This is a genomic window from Mesorhizobium sp. U510 (genome assembly GCF_059180695.1).
Genome location: NZ_CP180532.1, coordinates 6,491,994 through 6,515,144, shown reverse-complemented (window position 1 = coordinate 6,515,144; position 23,151 = coordinate 6,491,994). Strand labels below are relative to the sequence as shown.

General features: G+C 62.8%; 24 protein-coding genes. 10 read left to right on the top strand and 14 right to left on the bottom strand.

The features are described 5' to 3' along the window. The first annotated feature begins 56 nt into the window (after nucleotides 1-56). Nucleotides 57-455, top strand: coding sequence for a winged helix-turn-helix transcriptional regulator (locus tag ACLGL5_RS33685; RefSeq protein WP_069093019.1), 399 nt, complete (start codon nucleotides 57-59; stop codon nucleotides 453-455). Nucleotides 456-536: 81 nt separating this feature from the next. On the opposite strand, the gene ACLGL5_RS33680 is transcribed toward ACLGL5_RS33685, so the two are convergent. After that, complete coding sequence (locus ACLGL5_RS33680) at nucleotides 537-914, bottom strand: flagellar export protein FliJ (protein WP_027047321.1); 378 nt, start codon at nucleotides 912-914, stop codon at nucleotides 537-539. Nucleotides 915-1,365: 451 nt separating this feature from the next. Here ACLGL5_RS33680 and ctrA point away from each other — a divergent pair, with 451 nt between their 5' ends. Further along, the gene (gene ctrA, locus ACLGL5_RS33675; protein WP_006203583.1) at nucleotides 1,366-2,061 is read left to right on the top strand and encodes a response regulator transcription factor CtrA; all 696 of its coding nucleotides are present in this window, start codon (nucleotides 1,366-1,368) and stop codon (nucleotides 2,059-2,061) included. Nucleotides 2,062-2,161: 100 nt separating this feature from the next. Here the strand turns inward: ctrA and ACLGL5_RS33670 are convergent, their stop codons facing one another. Beyond that, nucleotides 2,162-2,530, bottom strand: coding sequence for a response regulator (locus ACLGL5_RS33670; protein ID WP_019860755.1), 369 nt, complete (start codon nucleotides 2,528-2,530; stop codon nucleotides 2,162-2,164). 225 nt (nucleotides 2,531-2,755) lie between these two features. Beyond that, complete coding sequence (gene chpT, locus ACLGL5_RS33665) at nucleotides 2,756-3,385, bottom strand: histidine phosphotransferase ChpT (protein ID WP_019860754.1); 630 nt, start codon at nucleotides 3,383-3,385, stop codon at nucleotides 2,756-2,758. 414 nt (nucleotides 3,386-3,799) lie between these two features. Here chpT and ACLGL5_RS33660 point away from each other — a divergent pair, with 414 nt between their 5' ends. Together ACLGL5_RS33660 and ACLGL5_RS33655 are read left to right on the top strand one after the other, a co-directional pair. Then, nucleotides 3,800-4,336, top strand: a complete 537-nt coding sequence (locus ACLGL5_RS33660) for a DUF1134 domain-containing protein (protein ID WP_245307221.1) — start codon at nucleotides 3,800-3,802, stop codon at nucleotides 4,334-4,336. A gap of 159 nt (nucleotides 4,337-4,495) precedes the next feature. Beyond that, nucleotides 4,496-5,647: a coiled-coil domain-containing protein gene (locus ACLGL5_RS33655; RefSeq protein ID WP_069093018.1), complete on the top strand. Its 1,152-nt coding sequence runs from the start codon at nucleotides 4,496-4,498 to the stop codon at nucleotides 5,645-5,647. Nucleotides 5,648-5,675: 28 nt separating this feature from the next. On the opposite strand, the gene ACLGL5_RS33650 is transcribed toward ACLGL5_RS33655, so the two are convergent. The 5 genes from ACLGL5_RS33650 to ACLGL5_RS33630 all read right to left on the bottom strand — a co-directional run bounded on the left by ACLGL5_RS33650 (nucleotide 5,676) and on the right by ACLGL5_RS33630 (nucleotide 9,385). Then, complete coding sequence (locus tag ACLGL5_RS33650) at nucleotides 5,676-6,473, bottom strand: TrmH family RNA methyltransferase (RefSeq protein ID WP_069093017.1); 798 nt, start codon at nucleotides 6,471-6,473, stop codon at nucleotides 5,676-5,678. A 103-nt stretch (nucleotides 6,474-6,576) separates the two neighbouring features. Next, nucleotides 6,577-6,921, bottom strand: coding sequence for an ArsR/SmtB family transcription factor (locus ACLGL5_RS33645; RefSeq protein WP_027047319.1), 345 nt, complete (start codon nucleotides 6,919-6,921; stop codon nucleotides 6,577-6,579). 155 nt (nucleotides 6,922-7,076) lie between these two features. Further along, nucleotides 7,077-7,856 carry a HugZ family pyridoxamine 5'-phosphate oxidase gene (locus ACLGL5_RS33640; protein ID WP_069093016.1) on the bottom strand — a complete coding sequence of 260 codons (780 nt, stop codon included), beginning with the start codon at nucleotides 7,854-7,856 and terminating at the stop codon, nucleotides 7,077-7,079. A 113-nt stretch (nucleotides 7,857-7,969) separates the two neighbouring features. Then, nucleotides 7,970-8,731: a 3-hydroxyacyl-CoA dehydrogenase gene (locus ACLGL5_RS33635; protein ID WP_069093015.1), complete on the bottom strand. Its 762-nt coding sequence runs from the start codon at nucleotides 8,729-8,731 to the stop codon at nucleotides 7,970-7,972. A 129-nt stretch (nucleotides 8,732-8,860) separates the two neighbouring features. Beyond that, nucleotides 8,861-9,385, bottom strand: coding sequence for a GNAT family N-acetyltransferase (locus ACLGL5_RS33630; RefSeq protein WP_038653290.1), 525 nt, complete (start codon nucleotides 9,383-9,385; stop codon nucleotides 8,861-8,863). Between the two features lie 273 nt (nucleotides 9,386-9,658). Here ACLGL5_RS33630 and ACLGL5_RS33625 point away from each other — a divergent pair, with 273 nt between their 5' ends. Continuing rightward, entirely contained in the window at nucleotides 9,659-10,642 is a 984-nt protein-coding gene (locus tag ACLGL5_RS33625; protein WP_069093014.1) for a glutathione S-transferase family protein, read from the top strand. Nucleotides 10,643-10,737: 95 nt separating this feature from the next. Here ACLGL5_RS33625 and ACLGL5_RS33620 read toward each other — a convergent pair whose 3' ends face one another. Beyond that, on the bottom strand, nucleotides 10,738-11,232 hold the full coding sequence (locus ACLGL5_RS33620; RefSeq protein ID WP_019860745.1) for an NUDIX domain-containing protein: 495 nt from the start codon (nucleotides 11,230-11,232) through the stop codon (nucleotides 10,738-10,740). Nucleotides 11,233-11,303: 71 nt separating this feature from the next. Here ACLGL5_RS33620 and ACLGL5_RS33615 point away from each other — a divergent pair, with 71 nt between their 5' ends. Then, nucleotides 11,304-12,233, top strand: a complete 930-nt coding sequence (locus ACLGL5_RS33615) for a metallophosphoesterase family protein (RefSeq protein ID WP_081295907.1) — start codon at nucleotides 11,304-11,306, stop codon at nucleotides 12,231-12,233. Here ACLGL5_RS33615 and ACLGL5_RS33610 read toward each other — a convergent pair. From ACLGL5_RS33610 to leuA, 4 genes are all read right to left on the bottom strand, one after another. Beyond that, entirely contained in the window at nucleotides 12,217-12,831 is a 615-nt protein-coding gene (locus ACLGL5_RS33610; protein WP_494372842.1) for a hypothetical protein, read from the bottom strand. The two genes, ACLGL5_RS33615 and ACLGL5_RS33610, sit on opposite strands and share 17 nt — an antisense overlap. A gap of 200 nt (nucleotides 12,832-13,031) precedes the next feature. Then, complete coding sequence (locus ACLGL5_RS33605; protein ID WP_069093521.1) at nucleotides 13,032-13,835, bottom strand: alpha/beta fold hydrolase; 804 nt, start codon at nucleotides 13,833-13,835, stop codon at nucleotides 13,032-13,034. Between the two features lie 239 nt (nucleotides 13,836-14,074). Then, complete coding sequence (locus ACLGL5_RS33600) at nucleotides 14,075-15,850, bottom strand: tetratricopeptide repeat protein (protein ID WP_069093012.1); 1,776 nt, start codon at nucleotides 15,848-15,850, stop codon at nucleotides 14,075-14,077. Between the two features lie 253 nt (nucleotides 15,851-16,103). Then, a complete protein-coding gene (gene leuA / locus ACLGL5_RS33595; protein WP_083246879.1) occupies nucleotides 16,104-17,849 on the bottom strand; it encodes a 2-isopropylmalate synthase in 1,746 nt (581 codons plus the stop codon). Nucleotides 17,850-18,279: 430 nt separating this feature from the next. Here leuA and ACLGL5_RS33590 point away from each other — a divergent pair, with 430 nt between their 5' ends. Genes ACLGL5_RS33590 through ACLGL5_RS33580 form a run of 3 tightly spaced genes read left to right on the top strand, consistent with a single transcriptional unit; the run spans nucleotide 18,280 to nucleotide 20,541 of the window. Continuing rightward, nucleotides 18,280-19,446, top strand: coding sequence for an ATP-grasp domain-containing protein (locus ACLGL5_RS33590; RefSeq protein WP_069093011.1), 1,167 nt, complete (start codon nucleotides 18,280-18,282; stop codon nucleotides 19,444-19,446). Between the two features lie 4 nt (nucleotides 19,447-19,450). Then, complete coding sequence (locus ACLGL5_RS33585) at nucleotides 19,451-20,227, top strand: esterase family protein (RefSeq protein WP_069093010.1); 777 nt, start codon at nucleotides 19,451-19,453, stop codon at nucleotides 20,225-20,227. Next, entirely contained in the window at nucleotides 20,227-20,541 is a 315-nt protein-coding gene (locus ACLGL5_RS33580) for a nuclear transport factor 2 family protein (RefSeq protein ID WP_038649185.1), read from the top strand. Before ACLGL5_RS33585 ends, ACLGL5_RS33580 begins: the two co-directional genes overlap by 1 nt. 16 nt (nucleotides 20,542-20,557) lie before the next feature. Here the strand turns inward: ACLGL5_RS33580 and ACLGL5_RS33575 are convergent, their stop codons facing one another. Next, the gene (locus ACLGL5_RS33575; RefSeq protein WP_069093009.1) at nucleotides 20,558-22,090 is read right to left on the bottom strand and encodes an MFS transporter; all 1,533 of its coding nucleotides are present in this window, start codon (nucleotides 22,088-22,090) and stop codon (nucleotides 20,558-20,560) included. A 147-nt stretch (nucleotides 22,091-22,237) separates the two neighbouring features. On the opposite strand from ACLGL5_RS33575, the gene ACLGL5_RS33570 reads away from it, so the two are divergent. After that, nucleotides 22,238-23,137, top strand: coding sequence for a LysR family transcriptional regulator (locus tag ACLGL5_RS33570; protein WP_069093008.1), 900 nt, complete (start codon nucleotides 22,238-22,240; stop codon nucleotides 23,135-23,137). The last annotated feature ends 14 nt before the right edge of the window (nucleotides 23,138-23,151 follow it).

The following is a 23,151-nucleotide window of genomic DNA, read 5'->3' as shown; positions in this document are numbered from 1 at the left end:
TTTGGATAGTAATATTATCTTGTCCAGTATGTACCTTTTTGATATATACGTACCCCATGGATAGTGATGACGACTCCCCTTTCGGCTATGATGCGTTCCGGCGGACCTGCCCTTCGCACACGGTGCTTGAGATGCTGGCCAGCAAATGGGTCTATCTGGTGGTGTGCGCGCTGCGCAAAGGCCGGCTGCGCAATGGCGAACTTGCCCGCAAGCTCGAAGGCATCACGCCCAAGATGCTGGCGCAGACATTGCGCGTGCTCGAGCGCGATGGCCTGGTGCGGCGTGAGATCTTTCCGGTCATTCCGCCGCGCGTCGAATATGAATTGACCGAGCTCGGCCAGAATCTAGGGGAGCTGCTTACCCAGATCAGGGCATGGGCGGAGCAGCACGCGCCTGACATCAAGGATGCCCGTGCCAGGGCGATCGCCGTCAATGAAGGGGATTGGGCCGCCTAGAGCGGGGATCTCGCGGCAAGTGGTGGCTCGGGCCGATGGCCCGATGAGCTCCCCGCCCGCGCCGGTGCCGATCTCGCCGGGTCAGCCGATCATGGCGCTGCGGCCGCCGGTTTCGGCTTCGCGGACCTTGGTGTCGCGCGATTCCAGCATTTCAGCTTTGGAAAGCTCCGCTTCAGCTTCGCCGAGTAATGATTCGGCAGTGCTTCGCTGTTGGGCGAGGTCGCTTTGCGAATTTCTGAGGTTGTCGCGGCGCAAGCGCGCCGCCTTGGCGAAGGTCGGATAGGCGAAATGATTGATGTCGGTGATGCCGGCTTTCTTTTCCTCGGCGGTGATCTGAAGCTCCAGTTCGACGGCCATGCGTTCGAACTCGGCGATCATCATGTCGAGCTGCAGCAGCTGCCGCCGCTTCTCATTCACCTGAAACTGTTTCAGCCGAACGAGGTTTTCACGTGACTTCATGATTCGGTACTCCCGGAAACGCACACCCGCACATATCGTCCAAACCACCTGGAAAGGCCCAGGCATTGCCCGTGTCCACCGGCATCTCCCGAACTATGGGAAACAAAACCCTAAAGTTTTTTGCCGGCGGTAACCATTCGTTTACGGGCATTGTTAATCATACGGGTCAGGACTTAAGGCCGGGTAAAAATTCCGGTCGCCGAAGCGAAGGCGCGTCGATGAGTCCCTGGAGTCGCTTAGTCCAGGTTGTTAATGTGTTGCATTAGGAATTTGGGTATGAGATTCGTTATTAGATTCAAGAGGGTGTAGATAGGGGTTAAAAAATCTGATACCGTCATGGACGGGAAATTAGGTTTTGTTAACCATTCAATGGCAGCCTCTGCACAAGGCAACCACTGCTCCGGGGCAGGACGGGTCGTGAAATGGTCCGGCAGCAGAAAAGGGGAATGAAATGCGTGTTCTGCTGATAGAAGATGACAGTGCAACCGCACAAAGCATCGAACTGATGCTGAAATCGGAAAGTTTCAACGTCTATACGACGGACCTCGGCGAAGAGGGTGTCGATCTGGGCAAACTCTACGACTACGATATCATCCTTCTCGATCTCAACCTGCCCGACATGTCCGGCTACGAGGTCTTGAGAACGCTTCGCCTGTCCAAGGTAAAGACGCCGATCCTGATCCTGTCCGGCATGGCCGGTATCGAGGACAAGGTGCGCGGCCTCGGTTTCGGCGCTGACGACTACATGACCAAGCCGTTCCACAAGGACGAGCTGGTGGCGCGCATCCATGCCATCGTGCGGCGCTCCAAGGGCCACGCCCAGTCGGTCATCACCACCGGTGACCTGGTGGTCAACCTCGACGCCAAGACCGTCGAGGTCGGCGGCCAGCGCGTGCACCTCACCGGCAAGGAATACCAGATGCTGGAACTGCTCTCGCTGCGCAAGGGCACCACGCTGACCAAGGAAATGTTCCTCAACCACCTCTATGGCGGCATGGATGAGCCGGAATTGAAGATCATCGACGTCTTCATCTGCAAGTTGCGCAAGAAGCTCGACGCGGCATCCGGTGGCCAGAACTACATCGAGACGGTCTGGGGCCGCGGCTACGTGCTGCGCGAACCCGAAGACATCCGCGTCAGCGCCTGAGCGGTAAGCGCCGCCCGAATCATTTTTCATCTTCAACAGAAAACCCGGCTTCGGCCGGGTTTTTTGCGTCATTGATCAGCGATGAGCGGCCTCTGCTGCCTCAAGCTGCGATTTTCAGGTTGCGAAAGCGCTCGAGCAATTGCGGGCGATTGAACGGCTTCAGGAGATAGCCCTGGGCGCCGGCGCGCTTGGCCCGCATGATCGAGGCGATGTCGAGCTCGACCAGCGAGATCAGGATCTGCGGCCTTATCGGGCTTTCCATGGCGCGCACGCGGCGGATGAGGTCAACCGCCTGTACGTCCGGCAGGGCACCGTCGACGACGATGATGTCGGGCATGTCGGCGGCGCACATCTCCAGTGCGTCAAGCCCGCTGGCTGCTTCGATGACCACCATGTCGGAGCCACCCAGGATGCGTTTTGCAACCTTCCTGATGACGCTTGAATCGTCGACGAACATGCAGCGTTTCATTTCCGGGTCCTCTTTGCCTTGGGGCAATCCGGTCGTGCGGGGCATCTGACGAGCACCCTAGGCCGATCTGGTAAAGAACCCGAAAAGTCTTTAGGTAAAATTTTTGGAAAGATGCCGCCGGAGAGGCTTTTCTTCGCGAATGCTTCGCTGCCGCTGCGGATTGAGCCGTCACGGCAATATTACGCCGTTGAAATACTTTGTTCTCCCGGCAAGCCGGCCGGACGCTCAGGCTGCCGAAAGCACGATTTCTTCCGCCGTCGCATGGATCGATATCGTCATGCCGGCCTCGCGGGCCAGCAGCAGCGTGTAGTAGGGCTGCACCGAATGCGCATCGATCGGCTCTTCCGGCTTGTGACCGGAATGCAGTTCGAGGAATTTCGGCGGCACGCGCAGCATCGGACCGCTTGCCGAAAGAGAAATGCGCGGCTCGGTTTCGAGATTCTCGAGGGTGACGACCAGCTTGCCGCCACGCGGAATGGCGGCGTTGGCGACGAGGATCAGGTTGAGCAGCAACTTGACCTTGTTCTTGGGCAGCAGCGCGCGCGCCCCGTTCCAGGTCAGTTCCGGCTTTTCGTTCTTGAGGAAGGCGATCGCCACCGCTTCGGCGTCGCCGGTGTCTATAAGCATGCCAGCGGAGCCTGCCGCGCCGAAGGCGATGCGGGCGAACTGCAACCGGGCCGAGGCGTTCTTGGCGCTCTGGCGGATGAGCCGCATGGCGTCTTCGTCGGCGCCGCCCTCGTCAAGCAGTTCAAGCCCATTGTTGATCGCGCCGACCGGCGAGATAATGTCGTGACAGACGCGGCTGCACAGAAGCGCCGCGAGGTCAGGCGCGGAAAGGGTGAACAGATCGGCCATCGGTGAAAATCCCTGCAAAATTCCACAATTCCTGGCCGAGCGATTGATCGTCGCGCCTGCCCACACGAATCACGCCTCAACCCGAGGCTTTCTGAATACACAGCACCCGTACGTACAGCAACAAATCCAAAATTGTCGTCGGCAAATGGCGCGTTTGCGCAGACTTTCAGCGCCGCGCGACCCCAAAAGCCAGCCTTCGAACCGCCATCTTCCTGTGGGAGTTAATGGTTGAAAAAGGATTACGGCATAGTTTGCCCCTAACAGTCATCCTTAACGGCCGCCTAAAGAGCCGGACCGGATGCGAGGCGTCGGCGAAAGTGCTCCATGACGGAGATTGGAAGCATGTTTTCCCGATTCTACGACCGGAGTTTCCTCCGTGTCATCTCAGGCCGGAAGTTTATCCGTGTCTGCTCAATGGCGATCACGCTCATGGGCGTTTTCGTCTTCTCGACTTCAGCCCTGAGGGCCCAGGAGTACACCGCTCAGGAGATTGTCGATTCCGGTCACAAGTTCTTCGGCGCGACATCGGGTGGGCTCGCCACGGTCGTCGAGAAGATCTTCGCCTCCTACGGCCTGCCCAATGGCTATCTGCTCGGTGAGGAGGGGTCGGGTGCGCTGATCGGCGGCCTGACCTACGGCGAAGGCACGCTCTACACCAAGAATGCCGGCGATCACAAAGTGTTCTGGCAAGGCCCGTCGCTGGGTTGGGATTTCGGCGGCGAGGGGTCCCGGGTGATGATGCTGGTCTACAATCTCGACGATGTCAGCAACCTCTACAACCGCTATGGCGGCGTCGCCGGTTCGGCCTATGTGGTGGCGGGCGTCGGCTTCAATGTGCTGAAGAACAACAACGTGCTTCTGGTGCCGATCCGCACCGGCGTCGGCGCCCGGCTCGGCGTCAATCTTGGCTATCTAAAGCTGACCGAGCGAGCCACCTGGAATCCGTTCTAAAGTCCACCCGTCATGACCGCAATGCCAAGTTTTCGATGGGAATTGTAGGCCTTTGACCCTCCACACGCTGTGGCAAGCTCTTGCCGCAGCGCCGGATTTCCGCCATGCCAGTGTGATGCGGTCCAGTTCCGGCGGTTGCCGCCGATAGCGGGTAGTCCTTTGGTTCAGTCGGTCCTGTTCTTTGCCCTCGGCTTTCTCGGCGCCGGCCTTCTGGCGCTGATGGTGGCTCCGGCCGTCTGGCGCCGTGCCGTCGCGTTGACCCGCAAGCGCGTCGAGGCCTCCATCCCGCTGACGCAGACCGAAATCCAGGCAGACAAGGACCGCATCCGGGCGGAATACGCCATGGCAAACCGCCGCCTCGAAATGAACGTCAAGGCGCTGCGCGAGAAAGCGGCCGAACAGCTCGTCGAGATCAGTCGTGGCCACGAGGCGTTGAAGGGGCTGGCGATCGAACGGACGGACAAGAACCACGCACTCGCCGAACTCGGCGCCAAGAACGAGGCGCTGCGGCAGCGCGAAGAGGAACTGCACCGGCTTTCGGAGCTGCTCAAGGAAACCGAACGCAAGCTGGAGAAGCGGGCGCTCGAGCTCGAAAAGCTGGAGCACATGTATGACGATGCCAGTTTTTCCTCCTCCAGCCGCCAGATCGAGCTCGTGGCGCGGGAGTCCGAATTGCAGAAGCTGGCCAGCGATATCGCGCTGCTGCGCGGCCAGCGCAAGGAAGCGGACCGGCGCCAGCAGGAGATCGCGGCCGAAAGCAAGGCCGCGCGCGACGCGCTGAAGGCGGAGAAGAAAAGGGTGGCCGAACTCGACAAGAAGGTCGAACGGCTGCTGGCGACGCTCGCCGATCGCGAGGACAAGCTCGACCGCCGCGAAAAGGAGCTGGCGCGGCTGCGCGAAAAGGCGAAGGCCGAGGATGGCGCACCGGCCTTGCGGCTGGTCGGCAAGCCGGATGAAGCGGGCAGGCATGACGATGCCAAACAGCGCGATGATCTGGACCAGGCGATCGCCAAGCTCGATAGCGACCGCGAGCGGCTGGAGGCCAGGCTGACGGCACTGGCGCGCGAGAACAAGCGGCTCAAGGCGGATCTCGGCGCCGCGGCATCGTCCGGCACGGCGAATGCCAGTGCCGCGCTGCGCGAGCAGATGAACGAGCTGGCGGCTGAAGTCGTCCACCTGACGGCCAAGCTCGAGGGGCCCGATTCCCCGATCGCCAAGGCGCTGGCGGCGCCGCAGGACAGCCGATCCAGCGGCGGCGACCGCAGCCTCGCCGACCGCGTGCGGGCCTTGCAGAAGGCGGACGCGAACTGAAACGGCGGTGCCCCGCCGCCGCCCTTGCTCAACGATTCGAGAAGTGATGCAGGGCAATGGCTGACGCGGCGGCGACATTCAGGCTGTCGAAGCCTTTCGACATGGTGATCCGCACGGTTTGCAGGCGCGCCAGCAGGCTTTCTGGCAGGCCTTCGCCCTCGGTGCCGAGATAGAGCGCCAGGCGCTGGGCCGGCCTTGCGTCGCGTATGTCGGTATTTCCGCGCGGCGATAGGGCGAATTGTTCAAAACCCCGTTCGGCGAGCGTCGCCGTAAAGCCTGACGTGTCGGTGAAGGACGCAAACGGGATCTTGAGCGCGGCGCCGACGGAAACACGGATCGCCTTGCGGTAAAGCGGATCGCAGCATGTCGCATCCATCAGCACCGCATCGGCGCCGAAGGCGGCGGCGTTGCGGAAGATCGAGCCCATATTGTCGTGGTTGGCGATGCCGACGAGCACCACCACCAGGGCCTGGCCGGACAGGGCATCCAGCAACGGTCCGACCGCTTGCGGCGTCTCCTTGCGGCCGATGGCCAGGATGCCGCGATGCATGTGGAAGCCGGCGATCGCATCCATCACCGCGCTGGTGACGATGTAGACCGGCAGGTCCGCCGGCGCCTTGTGCAGGATGTCCTCCAGGCCGTCGAGCCGGTTTTCCAGGACAAGAATGGATTCGGCGCCGAAGCGGCCGGACGACAGAAGCAGGTCGAGGACCACTTTGCCTTCGGCGACGAAACGGCCTTGCCGGCCGGCAAGATCGCGCTCGCGGATATCGAGATAGGCGGCGACGCGCGAATCCCGTGGGTCGTCGATGCGGATTGGGTCCATGTCCTGCGCTCAAATATCGAGAGCGTGGTCCGCGCGTCGGGAGAGACGCACAAGCCACGCTCCGGAAATCGTCAGCGAGGTAAGCGGGCGCAGGAGCGTCCGGTCAAGTCCCGGCGCGGCGCAATCTCTGCGCCATCTGGGACAGGTCCTCCTTGCCGGTGCCGAAAATACCATCCAGCACGACAAGCAGTTCGCGCACCGCGTCGGATTTGCAGGAGTAGTAGATCATCTGACGGTCGCGGCGGGTTTCCACGAGGTCAAGCGCTCGCAGCTTGGCCAGATGCTGCGAGAGCGCGGATTGGCTGAGCATCACCTTGTCGGCGATGGCGCCGACCGACATTTCACCGTCGATCAGATAGCTCATAATCAACAGCCGCTTTTCGTTGCCCATGAGCATCAAAAATTCGGCAGCAGATTCGGCGTTTGCGATTAGCTTTGTCGAGACCATGAATGCCCCATGCTGTTTGCTCATCGAGGCGCCATGGGGGCAATGGTGCCTGAATCCATAAATTCACTTGCGAAAGGCCACCGACGAGTCAGCGCCCTCTCTGGAGGGTAGAACATTTCTTTCAAATCTCAAGTGTTGCTTTTGATCAAATGCAATTAAGTTTCATTATTTGCCTGCCCGGCCGCCCGGCCGCCCCTGGCCATTTCGACCAGAACGGGTCGCAATTCCCGCGCTGATACCAGCGGTTGTGGGAAGAATACGCGGCAAACATTGTCTCCCGACACCAGATCCATGCCATCAACGTCCAAACCGGCAATGCTCCAGCCGTCGCCAGATGCCCCGGCGTAATGATGCGCGTAAACGGCGACCGCGTCCAGATGGTCCGCGTTCATGTGCTCGACGGCGGATTGTTCGCCCGCCGCAAGCTCTTGGACGATGGGTCCGACGGTGACGAAATCGGAGCGATCGAGCAGATAGGCCTTGCCGAAACCGCCATTGAGGCTGGCGCGCTGGGGCTCGAGGCGAAAGATCGAGAAGTCGCCGAGCCGGGCATAGAGGCTCGCCTTGGGATTGCGGTTGAGATAGCGGCGCTCGGCGCGGGCGTGCGTGTCAGAGCCACGCTCGAGCCGCGACGCCTGGCAGATCAGCGTCAGGCGCGGATACGCCAGCGGGTCGCCCTTGCCGGGCTCGCCGAGCAGCAGGGAACAGCGTGGATCGGCAAGCATGGCGGGCGTGTGCGCCGAGAGCATCGAGACCAGGATCAGCGGTGCGCCATCGATATCGGTGGCAACACCAACCCGGCTCGCCAGCGGCGACCCGGTCTGCGGCTCCAGCACCGCCAGGGCGCCGAAGCGGGCGCTGCGCAGAAGCGTCTTCGCCAAGCGGATCGCCTCGGCGTCGGTCTGGCGGATCACGTCCTTCTTTTGATCGTCCAAGGGTCTCGTCCTGCTAAGTTGATTTTCATATTCCACTTATCAGACGATGATGCCGGTTTTGGCAAGCGTTCTATGCAAGCCGCCCAAAACCGCATCGCACATCTGGACTGATACTACTTCGGCGCCATGCGGATGGCGCCGTCGAGGCGGATGGTTTCGCCGTTCAGCATCTGGTTTTCGATGACGTGCAGGGCAAGTGCGGCATATTCGGACGGTTCGCCGAGGCGGGACGGGAAGGGCACGGCGGCGCCGAGCGAATCCTGCACCTCCTGCGGCATGCCGGCCATCATCGGTGTCTTGAAGATGCCGGGTGCGATGGTGCAGACGCGGATGCCGGAACGGGCGAGGTCGCGCGCCACCGGCAGGGTCATGCCGACCACGCCGCCCTTCGAAGCGGAATAGGCGGCCTGGCCGATCTGGCCGTCATAGGCGGCGACCGAAGCGGTGTTGACGATGACGCCACGTTCGCCGCCCTGCAGCGGCTCGAGCCTGGCGGCGCGGTCGGCGACCAGGCGGATCATGTTGAATGTGCCGATCAGATTGACCTCGATCACCTTGCGGTATTGATCGAGCGGGTGCGGCCCGTCCTTGCCGATGGTCTTCATACCAATGGCGATGCCGGCGCAATTGACCAGGAGGCGCGGCTCGCCAAGCTTGCTCGCCGTCTCGGCGACGGCGGCGGCGCCACTGTCGGCGCTGCTGACGTCGCATTGCACGGCAATGCTGCCGATTTCGGCCGCGACCTTGGCGGCCCGGTCGATGCCGACATCGAAGATGGCGACGCGGGCACCCTTGGCGGCAAGGGCACGCGCCGTTGCCTCGCCAAGCCCGGAGCCGCCGCCGGTGACGATCGCGATCTGGCCGTTCGGGTTCATGGCGTCATCCTCTCCCGGAGCAATTCACTATTTCACGAAAGCGCCGAACCGTTTCACATTTTCCCGGAATTGCTCCAAGAAGACAGGGACGGATCAGGCCCGGATCGACGGTCAAGGTCAAGCCATCGCCTAGACGTGCTCGGCGACCCTGGCCTGGGTGGCATGGCCGACCTCGCCCGTGAGCCTGGCCACCGCGCCCGGCGTGATCTCGTGCGACAAAAGGCGGTCGAGATCGACAGGGCGCGGCATCGAGATCTGGCCGCGCGGGATGCGCTTGAAGCCGAGCGGCCCATAATAGGGCTCGTCGCCGACCAGTATGACGGCGGGCGCGCCGGCCTTTGCAGCCGCTTCGAGTGCGATCGCCACCAGCCGACGGCCGATGCCGAGATTCTTGAAGGCTGGCCGCACCGCGAGCGGCCCGAGCATCAGCGCGCGGCCGGCGCCGGCGGCGATGCGGGTCATGCGCACCGAGGCGACGACGAGATCGCCATCGACCGCCACAAAGGACAGCGCACGCTCGTGGCCGCCGGCTTCGCGGATCTTGTAGGCGGCCAGCACGAAGCGGCCGGGCCCGAAGGCCTCGTCATTGATGGCTTCGATTTCGGGGTCGTGCGCCGGAGTTTCCGGCAGGTATTTCACGTCGGCAAGGCTCATGGTCTTTGCGTTCCGGTAGAGGAGGAAAGGTTGCTGCAAACGGCAGCGTTCGCCAGTCAGCGCTTCATCAAGCGCGGGCGCCCTTTCGTCGTCGGTCAAACCGGATCAAAGCAAAGTCGAACATGCGGAGTGTCCGCTAGCATCAATTTTCGGCCGCCGCAATTGGCCTGATGTGTTCGCCGTCTCCGTCAAGTGACGGTCTGTTCAGCGCCTGATGTCTTCGGCGGGGCAAGCTTGCGCCTAGATAATGTGAAAGGACGCAAGGAGATTCGCATGGGATTGCTGGTCGAGGGCAGGTGGCAGGATCGTTGGTACGATACGGCGGACAATGGCGGCAGGTTCGTGCGAACGCAGTCGCAATGGCGTGACTGGATCACCGTCGACGGGGCGCCGGCCGAAGGCCGGAGGCGCGGCTTCAAGGCCGAGCCGGGCCGTTACCATCTCTATGTCTCGCTCGCTTGCCCGTGGGCGCATCGGACGCTGATTTTTCGCGCGCTGAAGAGGCTCGAAGGCATCATCTCCGTCTCGGTCGTGCATCATTTCATGGGCGCCAACGGCTGGACATTCCTGGCCGAGGACGGCGCCACGGGCGACACGCTTTACGGCTTGGATTTCCTGCACCAGATCTATGCCAAGGCCGATCCCGCCTATTCCGGCCGGGTGACCGTGCCGGTGCTTTGGGACAAGAAGGAGCAGACCATCGTCTCCAACGAGTCTTCAGAGATCATCCGCATGCTCAATTCGGCGTTCGACGCATGGGGCGATGCAAGCCTTGATTTCTATCCCGAGGATCTGCGCAATGAGATCGACCGCGTCAACGCGCTAATCTATCCCGCGGTCAACAACGGCGTCTACCGCGCCGGCTTCGCCACCACGCAGCGTGCCTATGAGGAGGCGTTCGGCGAATTGTTCGCGGCGCTGGATACGTTGGAGGAACGGCTGTCAAAACAGCGCTATCTCGTCGGCGACCGCATCACCGAGGCCGACTGGCGGCTGTTCACCACGCTGGTGCGCTTCGATCCGGTCTATGTCGGCCATTTCAAATGCAATTTGCAGCGCATCGCCGACTATCCGAACCTGTCGAACTATTTGCGCGATCTCTACCAGGTGCCAGGTGTCGCCGCGACCGTGAACCTCCATCATATCAAGGCGCATTATTACGGCAGCCACGAAACGATCAATCCGACACGGATCGTGCCGGTGGGGCCGGAACTGGACTATGGCGCGCCGCATGACCGGGCAAGGTTCGCGACCTGAGATCTGCAGTCCCCGCGGCGGGGATGGTCGCTATCGGAAGGTTTCCGTGTTGATGCGAGCCTGTCTGTCAAGCTCGGCCTTCAGGAAAGGCATGCTTACCAATAGGGCGACGCGGGTTCCTCCTCAAAAACCTCGGCGATACGTCGCAGCGTTGCCGGCGTCGTTCCCTCCGGCAAACCATCGAGCGGGAAGAAGCCGGCCTCGGCGATCTCGTGGTCCGGCAGCTTCGGTATCGTCTGACTGAATTGCTCGATGACGTAAAAGCCGACATGGTCGCGGCGGCTGGAGCGGCGGTTGAAGTGCATCGACTTCAGCACCGCCGGCGCGTTCAGCGCGATGTTGCCTTCCTCGGCGAGTTCGCGCACCAGCGCCTCGGCCAGCGTTTCTCCGACCTCGACGCCCCCACCGGGAAGCTGCCAGCCGGGCACATAGGTATGGCGGATCAGGAAAACGGAATTCGTCGCGGTATCATGGACGAGGCCGCGCACGCCGAGTGTCATTGGCCGCCGCAGTACGAAATAGAGATGGAACAACCTGGCCCGCAAACCCGACCAGCCGGTCTGGCGGAAGATGTCGTCCGGATTTGCCATCAGGTGCGAAACCGTGGGTGATAAGGAAACCTTGAGTGGAAAGCGGGGCGCTGGTCGCCTATGAGGGATGGATGTTCAGGCTCGCGCATATTTCAGATGTCCATCTGGGGCCGCTCCCCGATGTATCCTATCGCGATCTCGCCTCCAAGCGCGTGCTCGGCTACGTCAACTGGCAACGCAATCGCCGGCGCCATATGCATGACGCCGTCATCGACGCCATCACCGCCGACATCAAGGCGCAGAACCCCGACCACCTCGCCGTCACCGGCGACCTCGTCAATTTGGCGCTCGACGGCGAGATCGAGATGGCCAAGCACTGGCTGGAGACGCTGGGATCGCCGAACGACGTTTCCGTGGTTCCGGGAAACCACGACGCCTATGTGCCCGGCGCCTTCGACAAGGTCTGCCGCTCATGGGCGGCCTGGATGAGCGGCGACGGCGTCAACACGCCGGTCGACCGCAACGCGTTCCCCTATCTGCGCGTGCGCGGCAATGTCGCGCTGATCGGCGTCTCGACGGCGCGCGCCACGGCCCCCTTCATGGCCAATGGCTTCTTCATGGAAGGGCAGGCGGACCGGCTCGGCAAGATCCTGCGCGATACGGCCGGGCAAGGCCTGTTTCGCGCGATCATGATCCACCATCCGCCGGTGCGCGGCGCCGTTTCGCAGCACAAGCGGCTGTTCGGCATCGCCCGCTTCCACAAGGTCATTCGCAAGAACGGTGCGGAGCTCGTCCTGCACGGTCATTCGCATCTGCCGTCGTTGTTCCAGATCGGGCTGCGCGGCACCAAGGTTCCAGTGGTCGGTGTCGCCGCCGCTGGCCAGGCGCCGGGTGGCAAGCATCCGGCCGCACAGTACAATCTGTTCGATATCGATGGCGAAAAGGGCAATTGGCGCATCCGCCTGACGCGGCGCGGCCTGACCGGGCCGGCGATACCGCCCGCCGATCTGCAGACCTTGGAACTGGGTGTGGAGGCCAGCGCTTCTATGGCCGCAGGCTGAACACCATCGCCACGAGGCGGTCCCAGAACAAGGCGACCGACACCGCCAGGCCGACCAGCGCGCCGGCGGCGACCAGGCCAAGGCCTGACAGGAAGGCCGACCAGCCTTTGCCGCGTTGCGGCGACCGCAGCGGCGGCTCGGCCTCCGCCACCTCGGCACGCCTCATGCCGGCGACGGCCGGCTCGACCCCGCCCTCCATCATCCTCTGGCGCTCGACGATGCGCTCGGCGACATAGCGGGTCACGGAATCGGCAACTGGCTTCATCTCGGTCAATTCGGCCAGCACCACACGGCCGATGCGGGTGTCCTTGAGGAAGCGGTAGGTGCGGCGGTCGCGCCCCATAGCGACATGACTGACGGCATCGATCCACAGGCGCGGCTGCAGCCCTGACGAAACGACGAAGTCGAAATTGTCCATGTCGGCGGGCACATCGGCAAAGACGGGTGCGAGTTCGGCGGCCAGGAGATCGAGGCGCATGCGATGCGCCTCGCGCATGTCGACGACGACATCGTCGCGGTCGGCGAAGGCGTTCTTCACATCACGGATGGCATCGGACAGTTTTCTCGACGGATCGATCTTTTCGCCTGCGTCCTTCATCGGCGTCTGCCTCGCGGGTTTGGTTAACACGGGGTTAACACAGACGCCGGCAAAATGCACTGGCGAGATGAAGCGGACAGAGGCGGTCTAGGATGTTGCGCTGAAGCGCGTCGCGTTGCGCGACGCGCTTCAGATCTTTGTTTCATGCATGTCGTTCTCCCAAAACCGAGGTCACTTTCGGGCGACATGCATTAAGCAACTCAACTGGCCGCGGCAGCGAGTTTGGGGCGAACGGGCCTGGCGCGACGGTTCATATTGCGCCGGATGACGTTGGCGATCAGATCGGGCGCTTCCTCGATCAGCATGTGGCCGGCCTGCAGCACGTGATGCACATGAAAGCGCGCCGGCAGGTCGTCGGCCTGGGTGTAGGGCAGCACCGCGTCATCACTGCCCCATACCACCATCACCGGCATGGCCAGCCTGTCCAACAGTTCACGCGGGATGACGCCTTGGCGGTCGTCCCTGGTCATGGCGGCGGCGATCTCGACGAGTTTTTCCGATTGTCCGGGCCGCTTGCGCATCTCGCAGAGCATATCGGCGATGTGATCAAAAGGTCGCGCCAGTGGACCCGACATGGCGGCAAGGCAGGCGAGGATCTCGGACGGGCTCCGTGCGACGGCATAGCGGCGCAACAGCGGCCCGTTGATCTCCGGGCCGAAGCCGCCAGGCGCCAGAAGCGTCAGCGAGGCCACCTTCTCCGGCTCGGCCAGAGCCATCAAGGTCGCCACCGCTCCGCCCATCGAATGACCAACGAGATGGATGCGTTTGACCTTGCGTGCCGCAAGGTCGGCAAGAACGGCCCTTGCTGCCACCTTTGCGGGCCCGGCACCGGCAAAGTCGAACGACAGGCCATGTCCCGGCAGGTCATAGGCAAGCGTGCACGCGGAAGGGGCGAGCGAGGCGATCACGTCGCGCCAGACGTTGTGGCTACCGCCAAAACCGTGCAGCAGGACGATGGTCTTCGAACCAGATCCTTGTTCGGCGGCATAGAGCGATGAAATCATGAAGGTGGGAGCTTGTTGCGGATTGTGAAAAGCGCGGACCTGACACCAAATGCGGCTGGATTGCGCTTCACCCAGCGTCATAGCCAGTAAAATTTTCGCGATTGTTCGCGAAGGCGAGCCTGTAATTCAATGGGGTTTGTCCAGCGGAAGCCGGCAAATCAGCCCGATTGGGGGCCCTTGTTCTCCGTGCGCGACCGCACGGCAATTCCATTGGTCCAATGGCCGGTGTCTGTTGAACTTCAGCTGGCGTCGCCGAGCCCGGCGGCGCGCAAGGCGCCGATCAGCCGCTCGGTCAGGTCGGCCGGATATTTTCGGTCAATGAAGGTCGCGCGAGGATTGGCGGCGAATTTGGGGAATTTGGTGGTGAGTTCATCGAGCAGCTTGCGTGCCAGGCTGTCCTGACCGGAGATCCTGGCGCCGATCAGCCGGGCGGCAAGATAGTGCGATTTCGTTGCCGTGGTTCTCAGTGCGGAGCTGGCGATCGCGGCCTTGCTCGTGTCGCCGAGCATCAACTCGCCGGCGAAAAGCCCGAAATCCCACCATGTCGGATGGCCGCTGGAGGCATCCACCGCATGAGCCAGAAGGGGTGTTCCCTCGGCGTAGCGGCCGGCGAAGACCAACCCATAACCATAGGCGGCCGCCATGGAGACGTCATAGGGGTTGAGATCATGGGCCTTGCGCATCCAACGCAGCGCCTCGTCGGCATTGCCAAGACGCGAATTGATGTAGCCGTAGGAACGATGCGCATAGGGACTGGTCGGGCCCATCTGCACGGCGCGATGGGCGAATGTCATCGCCTTCTCGATCGTCGCATCCGGCGGATAGGCGTAATGGTCGTTCACGGCCTCGAGGTGCAGCGAGGCGAGCTCGGAGTAAACAAGCGACGATTTTGCGCCGTTCTCGGCAAGGGTTTCGAGGCAGCGATAGGCGGCCTCGTGGGTTCTGGCGTTCTGATCGAGATAGTATTTGCCGTTGAGCAGCAGGCACTGCGTCAGGCCGTTCTGAATGCCGCTCTGCTCGATATAGTTGTAGATCGTGCCGGACGCGGGCAGTGCCGAACTCAGGATGCCGGCGATACGGTCCTCGACGGCCGATGGCGCGCTGTCGGCGGCTGTCAGGTTGCGCGACAAAAGCACACGTCCGGTCGCCACGCTCTGCAGCTCGATGGTGATCTCGCCCGCGCCCGGTCCAGGCAGGACATCGAACATGAAGCTCGTTGCACTGGCGACCGGGTCGGTCTTGTCGACCGTGTCGCGGCCGATAAAGTCGATGGTATCGAAGCCGCTCAGGCCGGCACGCAACGACGCGGCGACGCGGCTGGCGTCCGCGCCGCTGGCCTTGACGGCGATGTAGACGAGCGGCAGGGCCTCGCTGGCCGGGGACGGCGCGATGCTGCTGGTCAGGCCGGCGCTCTCGAACGTCGCCGGCAGATCGCCGCCGGCGAGCAGCGCGCCGCCGCCCTGGCGCAGGATCAGGACGCCAAGCATGGCGATGACCACAACGATCGCCATCCAGAAGAACGTGAGATGGCGCGCCACCGAGGGCACGGGTGCCGCCGCCGGCGCCAGCAACGCGGCGGGCGCAACGGCATCCTCGGCAGCACCTGGGTCCTCGGCCGGAGCTGCCGACGCTGGCGTCTGCTCTACAGGTTTGGCCGCTTCCGGCAGTCGGATCGCGTTGAGCTCATAGGCCGGGACGTAGCCGCCGCGTGGAATGGCGATGCGGACGGGCTCGGCGATGCCTTCATTGGCGAAATACTGTTGCAGCAATTCGCGCAGCCGGCCTGCCTGCACCCGCACCACGGCATCGGTCGACGGATCGAAATCGCCGTCCTTGCCGAAGACGTCCATGGCGATGGAAAAGCCCTTGAGCCTGTCGGCTTCGCCGGCCTGCTCGCGTTCTACGAGATAACGGATCAGCTTGCGCGCACGCTCGGACCGTCCGAACGTTTCGCTGGCAAGCAGTCGCTCCAGTGTCTCGCGCACTGCGGGGGCGGCAGGCGTGGCATGCTGCAAGTGTCGATCCTCTCGAAGTCGGCACAGGTTGAGGCGCGATCATATAGGGCTCGCACCACCACACAAGTATACACCCGTTATGCGATCGCGTACCTCACCGGATAATTTTCCGGTGGTTAATGACGCTGCCGATGCCGGCTACAGGATTGGTGTGCCGCCGGTGTCAGCCGTTTGAGGCCAAGGCCTTGTTCGGCTTGAAAAAATGGCTGGCGCGAGAGTGGCTGTGATCTCTCGCGCCAATCGTCGGTAGATGCTACCGCGGTTTGCGGCCGACGATGCGGTTGGCTGCCGACGTCACCGCTTCCAGCGAGGCGGCGACGATGTTGGTGTTGATGCCGGCGCCGAACAGCTTGCCGCCGGGATATTCCATTTCGACATAGGAAATGGCGGATGCATTGGAGCCACGCTGCATCGAGTGTTCGGAATAATCGAGCACCGACATCTCGACGCCGACATGGCGTGACAGTGCATCGACGAAGCCGTCGATCGGGCCTGTGCCGGTGCCTGATATGGTCACTTCCTTGCCCTTGTCGAGGATCACTGCCTCGACCACGCGCCGGCCCTTGACCACTGTATCGGGATAGGTGTGGTGGTCGAGGAATTTCAGGCGCGCGCCCGGCTGGTCGACATAGGTTTCGAGAAAGCGCTCATAGATGCGCTTGGCCGGCACTTCCTTGCCCTCGGCATCGGTGATCGCCTGGATCGCCTGGCTGAATTCGATCTGCAGGTTGCGCGGCAGATTGAGGCCGTAATCGGCCTGCAGCACATAGGCGATGCCGCCCTTGCCGGACTGCGAGTTGATGCGGATGATCGCCTCGTAGCTGCGGCCGACATCGGCCGGGTCGATCGGCAGATACGGCACTTCCCACAGGCTGGTGTTGGCCTTTTTCAGCGCCTTCATGCCCTTGTTGATGGCGTCCTGGTGCGAGCCGGAAAAGGCGGTGTAGACGAGTTCGCCGACATAGGGGTGACGCTCGGGGATCTTCAACTGGTTCGAATATTCATAGACGTCCTTCATCCGGTTGATGTCGGAGCAGTCGATGCCCGGATCGACGCCTTGTGTGTACATGTTGAGCGCCAGCGTGACGATGTCGACATTGCCGGTGCGCTCGCCATTGCCGAACAGCGTGCCTTCGACGCGGTCCGCGCCCGCCATCAAGCCGAGTTCGGTGGTGGCGATGCCGGTGCCGCGGTCATTGTGCGGATGCAGCGAGATGATCAGGTTCTCTCTGGCGTCCAGATTGCGGCACATCCATTCGATGCGGTCGGCATAGATGTTGGGCGTCGACATCTCGACCGTCGACGGCAGGTTGATGATCAGCTTGTTGTCCGACGTCGGCCTGACGATCTCGGTGACGGCGTTGCAGATCTCCAGCGCGACTTCGAGCTCGGTGCCGGTAAAGCTTTCCGGCGAGTATTCGAAGCGATAGCCGCCGCCAGCCTTGGCCGCCATGTCGGTGATCATCTTGGCCGCGTCGGTGGCGATGCGCTTGATGCCGCCGACATCCTTTTCGAAGACGACGCGGCGCTGCAATTCGCTGGTCGAATTGTAGAAATGCACGATCGGGTTGGTGGCGCCCTTCAGCGCCTCGAAGGTGCGCGTGATCAGCTCGGGCCGGCACTGCACCAGCACCTGAAGCGACACATCGGCGGGCACGTTGCCTTCCTCGATGCACCAGCGGGCGAAGTCGAAATCGGTCTGCGAGGCCGAGGGGAAGCCGATCTCGATCTCCTTGAATCCCATGTCGAGCAGCAGGCCGAACATGCGCGCCTTGCGCTCATGGCCCATCGGGTCGATCAGTGCCTGGTTGCCGTCGCGCAGGTCGACCGAACACCAGATCGGCGCCTTGTCGATGACCTTCGAGGGCCAGGTCCGGTCGGTGAGGCGAACGGTCGGATAGGGTTGATATTTGCGGGCCGCGTCGGGCATGCCGCGGGCTGGTTCGACATGCTTGCCTGCTACAGCGGCATCAGGGCGGATCTGTTCTCGTGCGTTCATCGTCTTGTTCTCCCGGCGGCCCTCGGATCCGTCTCGGACGGATGGCTGGCGAGTGGCGCCTTTACCAGATTTTTTCGTTCGCTTGATGTGACTGCCAATTTTGAGACTGGCTAAGGAGCATGCGCTTGCGCGGCGGTTCGACCGCCGGGCGCTCCTTCAGCGAACCCGGCGATCGCCGATAAGGCCGAGAAGAAGCAGGGTCGAGGCAAGCGCGCGCACGGTCTCGCCGGCAAAGCCGGTCTGACGGGAAGCGATGGTGGCGCGCGTGTTCATGCCGGTTCTCATACAGGAGCGCCCCGGCAGAGGCAAGCGGGGGCTGAATCCGTTGAACATTATCCCAAATGCCGGTGCTCTTCCCCAGGCGCCGCAAATGCGCCAGACTTGGATGCCGACGGGGCTGCGGTGCCCTGTCACCGGGAGGTGGTTGTCGATGAATTTCGTGTTCTTCTCGCCGCATTTTCCGACCAACGGCGCCGATTTCTGCGACCGGCTGAAGAAGGCCGGAGCCACCGTGCTCGGCATTGGCGATGCGCCCTATGACGCGCTTGACGGCAGGCTGAAGGCAGCGCTTTCGGAATATTACCGCGTCGCCGACATGGAGGACTACGATCCGGTGTTCCGGGCGATGGGGCATTTCATCCACAAATGGGGCCGCGTCGACCGGTTCGAATCGCTCAACGAACACTGGCTAGAGCTGGAAGCCAACATCCGCACCGACTTCAACATCTACGGCACCAAGCTCGATTTCGTGAAGAACCTGAAGCGCAAGAGCCGCATGCGCGCCTTTTTCCGCAAGAGCGGCGTCGAGACCATCGCGCAGCGCAAATGCTCCGACCGCGCCGGCGCCATGACTTTCATCCGCCGCGTCGGCTATCCCGTGGTGGTGAAGCCCGACAGCGGCTCTGGCGCTTCCAACACTTTTAAGATCTCCAACACAGGGGAGCTCGACCAGTTCTTCCGGGACAAGCCCGAGCACGTGACCTTCGTCATGGAGCAATTCATCGAGGGGCTGGTGGTGACGTATGACGGGCTGGTCAACCGCGACGGCGAGGTGGTGCTGGCGGCCAGCCACCGCTACGACCAGAGCGTCATGGAGGTGGTCAACAAGGACCGCCATATGAGCTACACCTGCTTTCCCCATATCAGGCCAGCGGTCGAGGAGGCCGGCCGCAAGATCCTGAAGGCGTTCGACGTGCGCGAGCGCTTCTTCCACATCGAGCTGTTCGAGACCAGGGACGACCGGATCATCGCGCTGGAGGTCAACATGCGGCCGCCCGGCGCCTGGATGACCGACGCCATCAACTACACGTTCGACATCGACGTCTACGCGGCATGGGCCGACATGGTGGTCAAGGACGCCGCCGGCGGGCCATATGAGGGCAGGTATTTCACCGCCTATGCCAGTCGCAAGCGGCACCTCCACTATTTGCACAGCCATGAGGACGTGCTAGCGGCGCACCGCGACAAGATCGTCCACCATCAGGCCATCGAAGAGGTTTTCAGCCGCGCCATGGGAAATTACGCCTATCAGATGCGCTCGAAGGATCAGGCGGCGCTGCGCGAGGCGGTCGCCTATATCCATGCGGAAAAGGCCTGAGGCGATGGACATCTCCTATCACAAGCATTTCTCCGGCAAGCTCGGCCGCGACATGGAATACAAGCGCTACGGTCATGCCGGCCGGCCCGTGGTGGTGTTCCCGACCTCGCAGGGGCGGTTCTACCAGTTCGAGGATTCCGGCGGGGTGGGCGCATTGGGCGAGTTCATCGACACCGGCCGCATCCAGCTGTTCACGGTCGACGGCATCGATTCGGAATCCTTCTTCGACAAGCATGCCGACGCCGCGCATCGCATCGGCCGCCACGAGGCCTATTTCCGCTATATGCGCGAGGAGGCGCTGCCGGAAATCCTGTCCGCCGCATCGGCTGCCAATGGCGGGCGCAGACTGAAGCCGTTGTTTTCAGGCTGTTCGATGGGCGGCTACCATTCGTCGAATTTCGTCTTCCGCTTTCCCGAACTCGCCAGTGGCGTCATCTCGCTGTCGGGGGTCTATTCGGCTCGCGACTTCTTCGGCAAGGCGCTGGAGGGCGACATCTTCTACAACTCGCCGCTCGATTACCTGCCCGGCATCGTCGATCCGAAGCTTTTGGCGCGGCTGAAGGCGCTGCGGCTGATCTTCTGCTGCGGGCAGGGCGCCTGGGAAGAGCGCATGCTGGTCGAGACGCGCCAGCTGGAACAGATCCTGCGCGACAAATCCATTCCCGCCTGGGTCGACTATTGGGGCGGCGACGTCAGCCATGACTGGCCATGGTGGCACAAGCAGCTGGTTTATTTCTTCGGCCGCTGGCTGGATGATGATCTGATGCACAGGCTCGATTGATGACGACCCCCGACCCCATCCGTCGCTTTGTCGAGGCCACCAATGAAGGTGATACCGAAGCCTTTCTCAACACCTTTGCCGACGACGCATTCTTGAGCGACTGGGGACGATCGTTCCAGGGGCGCGAGCAGATCGCCCGCTGGAACCAGGCCGACAATATCGGCGTGAAGTCGAACCTGAGCGTCGTCGGCATCACGCCGGCGGAAGGCGTCTATCGCGTTCGCATCGCCGTCGAGGGCAAGGGCTTCAACGGCGAGGGCGATATGACCTTCACGCTGGATGGCGACCGCATAGCGAGCCTTGTCATCACCTGACAGAAGGCTGAGCCAGCTATTCTTCCTGGCAAACCGGCACAGAAACAGGCTCGTGCTGCGCCGCCGATCCGCGACGCAGGCCGAGGAAGACGACGAGGGCGGTGACGATGGTGATTGCCGCCAGCACGATCAGCAGCCTGTCGAAAGCCGTCTCATAGGCCTGGACCAGGGTTGCGGCGTTGGCCGTTGGCAGATGCTGCGCCGTTTCACCGACATTGCCGGTCACCAGCAGCTGCGCCGCGGCGGCCGCATCCCTGGAAGATGCTCCTTGAGTAGCGAGTTGCGCCGCGGTGAAGCCTGACAGGGTCGCCATGACAATGGCCACCGCCACGCCCTCGCAAGCGACACGCGTGGTGTTGAAGATGCCGACCGCCATGCCGGCGCGCTCGCGCGGCACGACGCTGACGGCGAGCCCGTCCATCAGTCCCCAGGGCAAAGCGATGCCGATACCGATCAGCACCAGCGGCGCCACAAGCGCGACGGCGACCGGCGGCGTGAGGCTCAGCCAGAGGAGGCCGGCGGCGGCGATGAGCAGGCCAGCGCCGCAGATCGTGGCCGGAGCGATCCAGCGCGCCAGCTGGCCGGCAAGCAAGGGCAGGATCAGCAACGGCCCCGAAAGGCAGATCATCAATTGCCCGGCCTCGATCTCGCTCATCCCTTCAATGCCGATGAAGCGGATCGGCAGAAGCACCAGCAGGACGACGAAGCCATAGGCGGGCGCCGCCGCCAGGAACTGGACGCCGACGAAGCGGGGGAAGCGAAACAGCGTGAGGTCGAGCATTGGCCGGCGCACGCGTCGCTCGAAGATAATGAAAGCGGCGAAGAAGAGGGCTGCCGCGGCGAGCAGCGTGAGGACCAGGGGATCGGTCCAGCCGCTCTGCGGCGCCTGCAGTACACCATAGGTCAGCAAGGCCAGTGCTGTCGTGAAAGTGCCGGCTCCCGCCCAGTCGAGGCCGGTCGCATCCGGGTCGCGCGATTCCCGGATAGTGCGCATGCCAAGCACCGCCGAGGCAATCGCCAGCACTGCCACCAGAACAAAGATCGACCGCCAGCCGAATGCGGATATGAGCAAGCCCGAGGCGATCGGACCGAAGGCGAGGCCGATGCCGAAACTTGTGCCGAGGAAGGAGAAGGCGCGCAGCCGCAGCGGCCCTTCGAATTCCTGGGCAAGTGCGGAGGCGCCGCCGGCGAAGGCCAAGGCACCGCCGATGCCTTGCGCGGCCCTGAACATGTCGAACCAGACGATGCCGGGCGCCAGCATCGCGCCGAGCGACGCCAGGACATAGAGGCAGAGGCCGACGAGGAAGATGCGCTTGCGGCCGTGGTTGTCGGCCAGCGCTCCAGCCGCCATCAGGCTGGCGCCGAAGGTCAGCATGAAGGCGTTCGTCACCCAGTTGAGCGCGATCGGGCTGCCGCCGAGATCGGCCGCGATGCGTGAGAGTGCGACGGCCGGGCCGGTGAAGGTCAAGGGCATGGTCATCGCGGCAAGGCATACCGACAAGAGCACGAGCCATCGCTCGGCTGGGCCGGTTGTGGTCTTCGAGGTCATGAATTTTCCTATCTGAAGCAGCATCCATCGGCATGCGCGTGGGTCGCGGCGCCGGTCGCAACGACAAGATAGGTCAGCAGCCTTTCCGGAAAAATGGTATTATATCTCCTGATATACCGGACTGAAACGCTCGAATGGAAGATTACGATGGATCGTCTCAGTGGCCTGTTGGCCTTCGCCCGCACCGCCGAGTTTGGCAGTTTCATCGCTGCTGGCCGGGCGCTCGGCATTTCGGCCTCCGCCGTCGGCAAGAGCGTCGCAAGGCTCGAACAGGAGCTCGGCGTGCGGCTCCTGCAGCGCAGCACGCGGCGCGTCGGCCTGACGGAAGAGGGCAGGCTGTTCAATGAGCGGGTGCGCCGCATCCTCGACGACATCGACGATGCCGAGGCGATGCTGTCGCGGACGCGGGAAACGCCGCACGGACGGCTGCGCATCTCGACCCCGATTGTCACCTATCATCTGCTTTTGCCGGTGCTGTCGGAGTTCATGTCCCGCTATCCCGAGATCGAACTCGACATCGATTTCAATGACCGCGTGGTCGACGTCATCGAGGAAGGCATCGACGTCGCGATCCGCAGCGGCGAGCTGCCCGATTCACGATTGGTGTCGAGACCCGTTGGACCCTTTCGTATGCTTTTGTGCGCGGCGCCTTCCTATCTCGAGCGCCATGGCACGCCCGACAAACCGGCGGATCTCACCAGGCATTTCGGCATAAACTTTCGCTTTCTCAACAGCGGCAGGCTGCTGGAGTGGCCATTCACGACCGGAAGCGCCGAACCGCAGACCCGCTCGAAGCTGACCTGCAACAATATGGAGGCCTTGAAGGGTGCCACGGTCGCCGGGCTCGGCATCGCCTGCATGCCCGATTTCCTGGTCCGCGAGGCGTTGCTGGACGGAAGGCTGCGCACCGTGCTGGACGATCATATCGACGGCCGTGGCCAGTTCCGGATGCTGTGGCCCTCCAATCGCCATCTGTCGCCAAAGGTGCGGGTCTTTGTCGATTTCCTTCCCGAGCGGCTTGCGGCGGCTGCCGGCCGGTGGGGGTGAAGAGTGGGCACCGA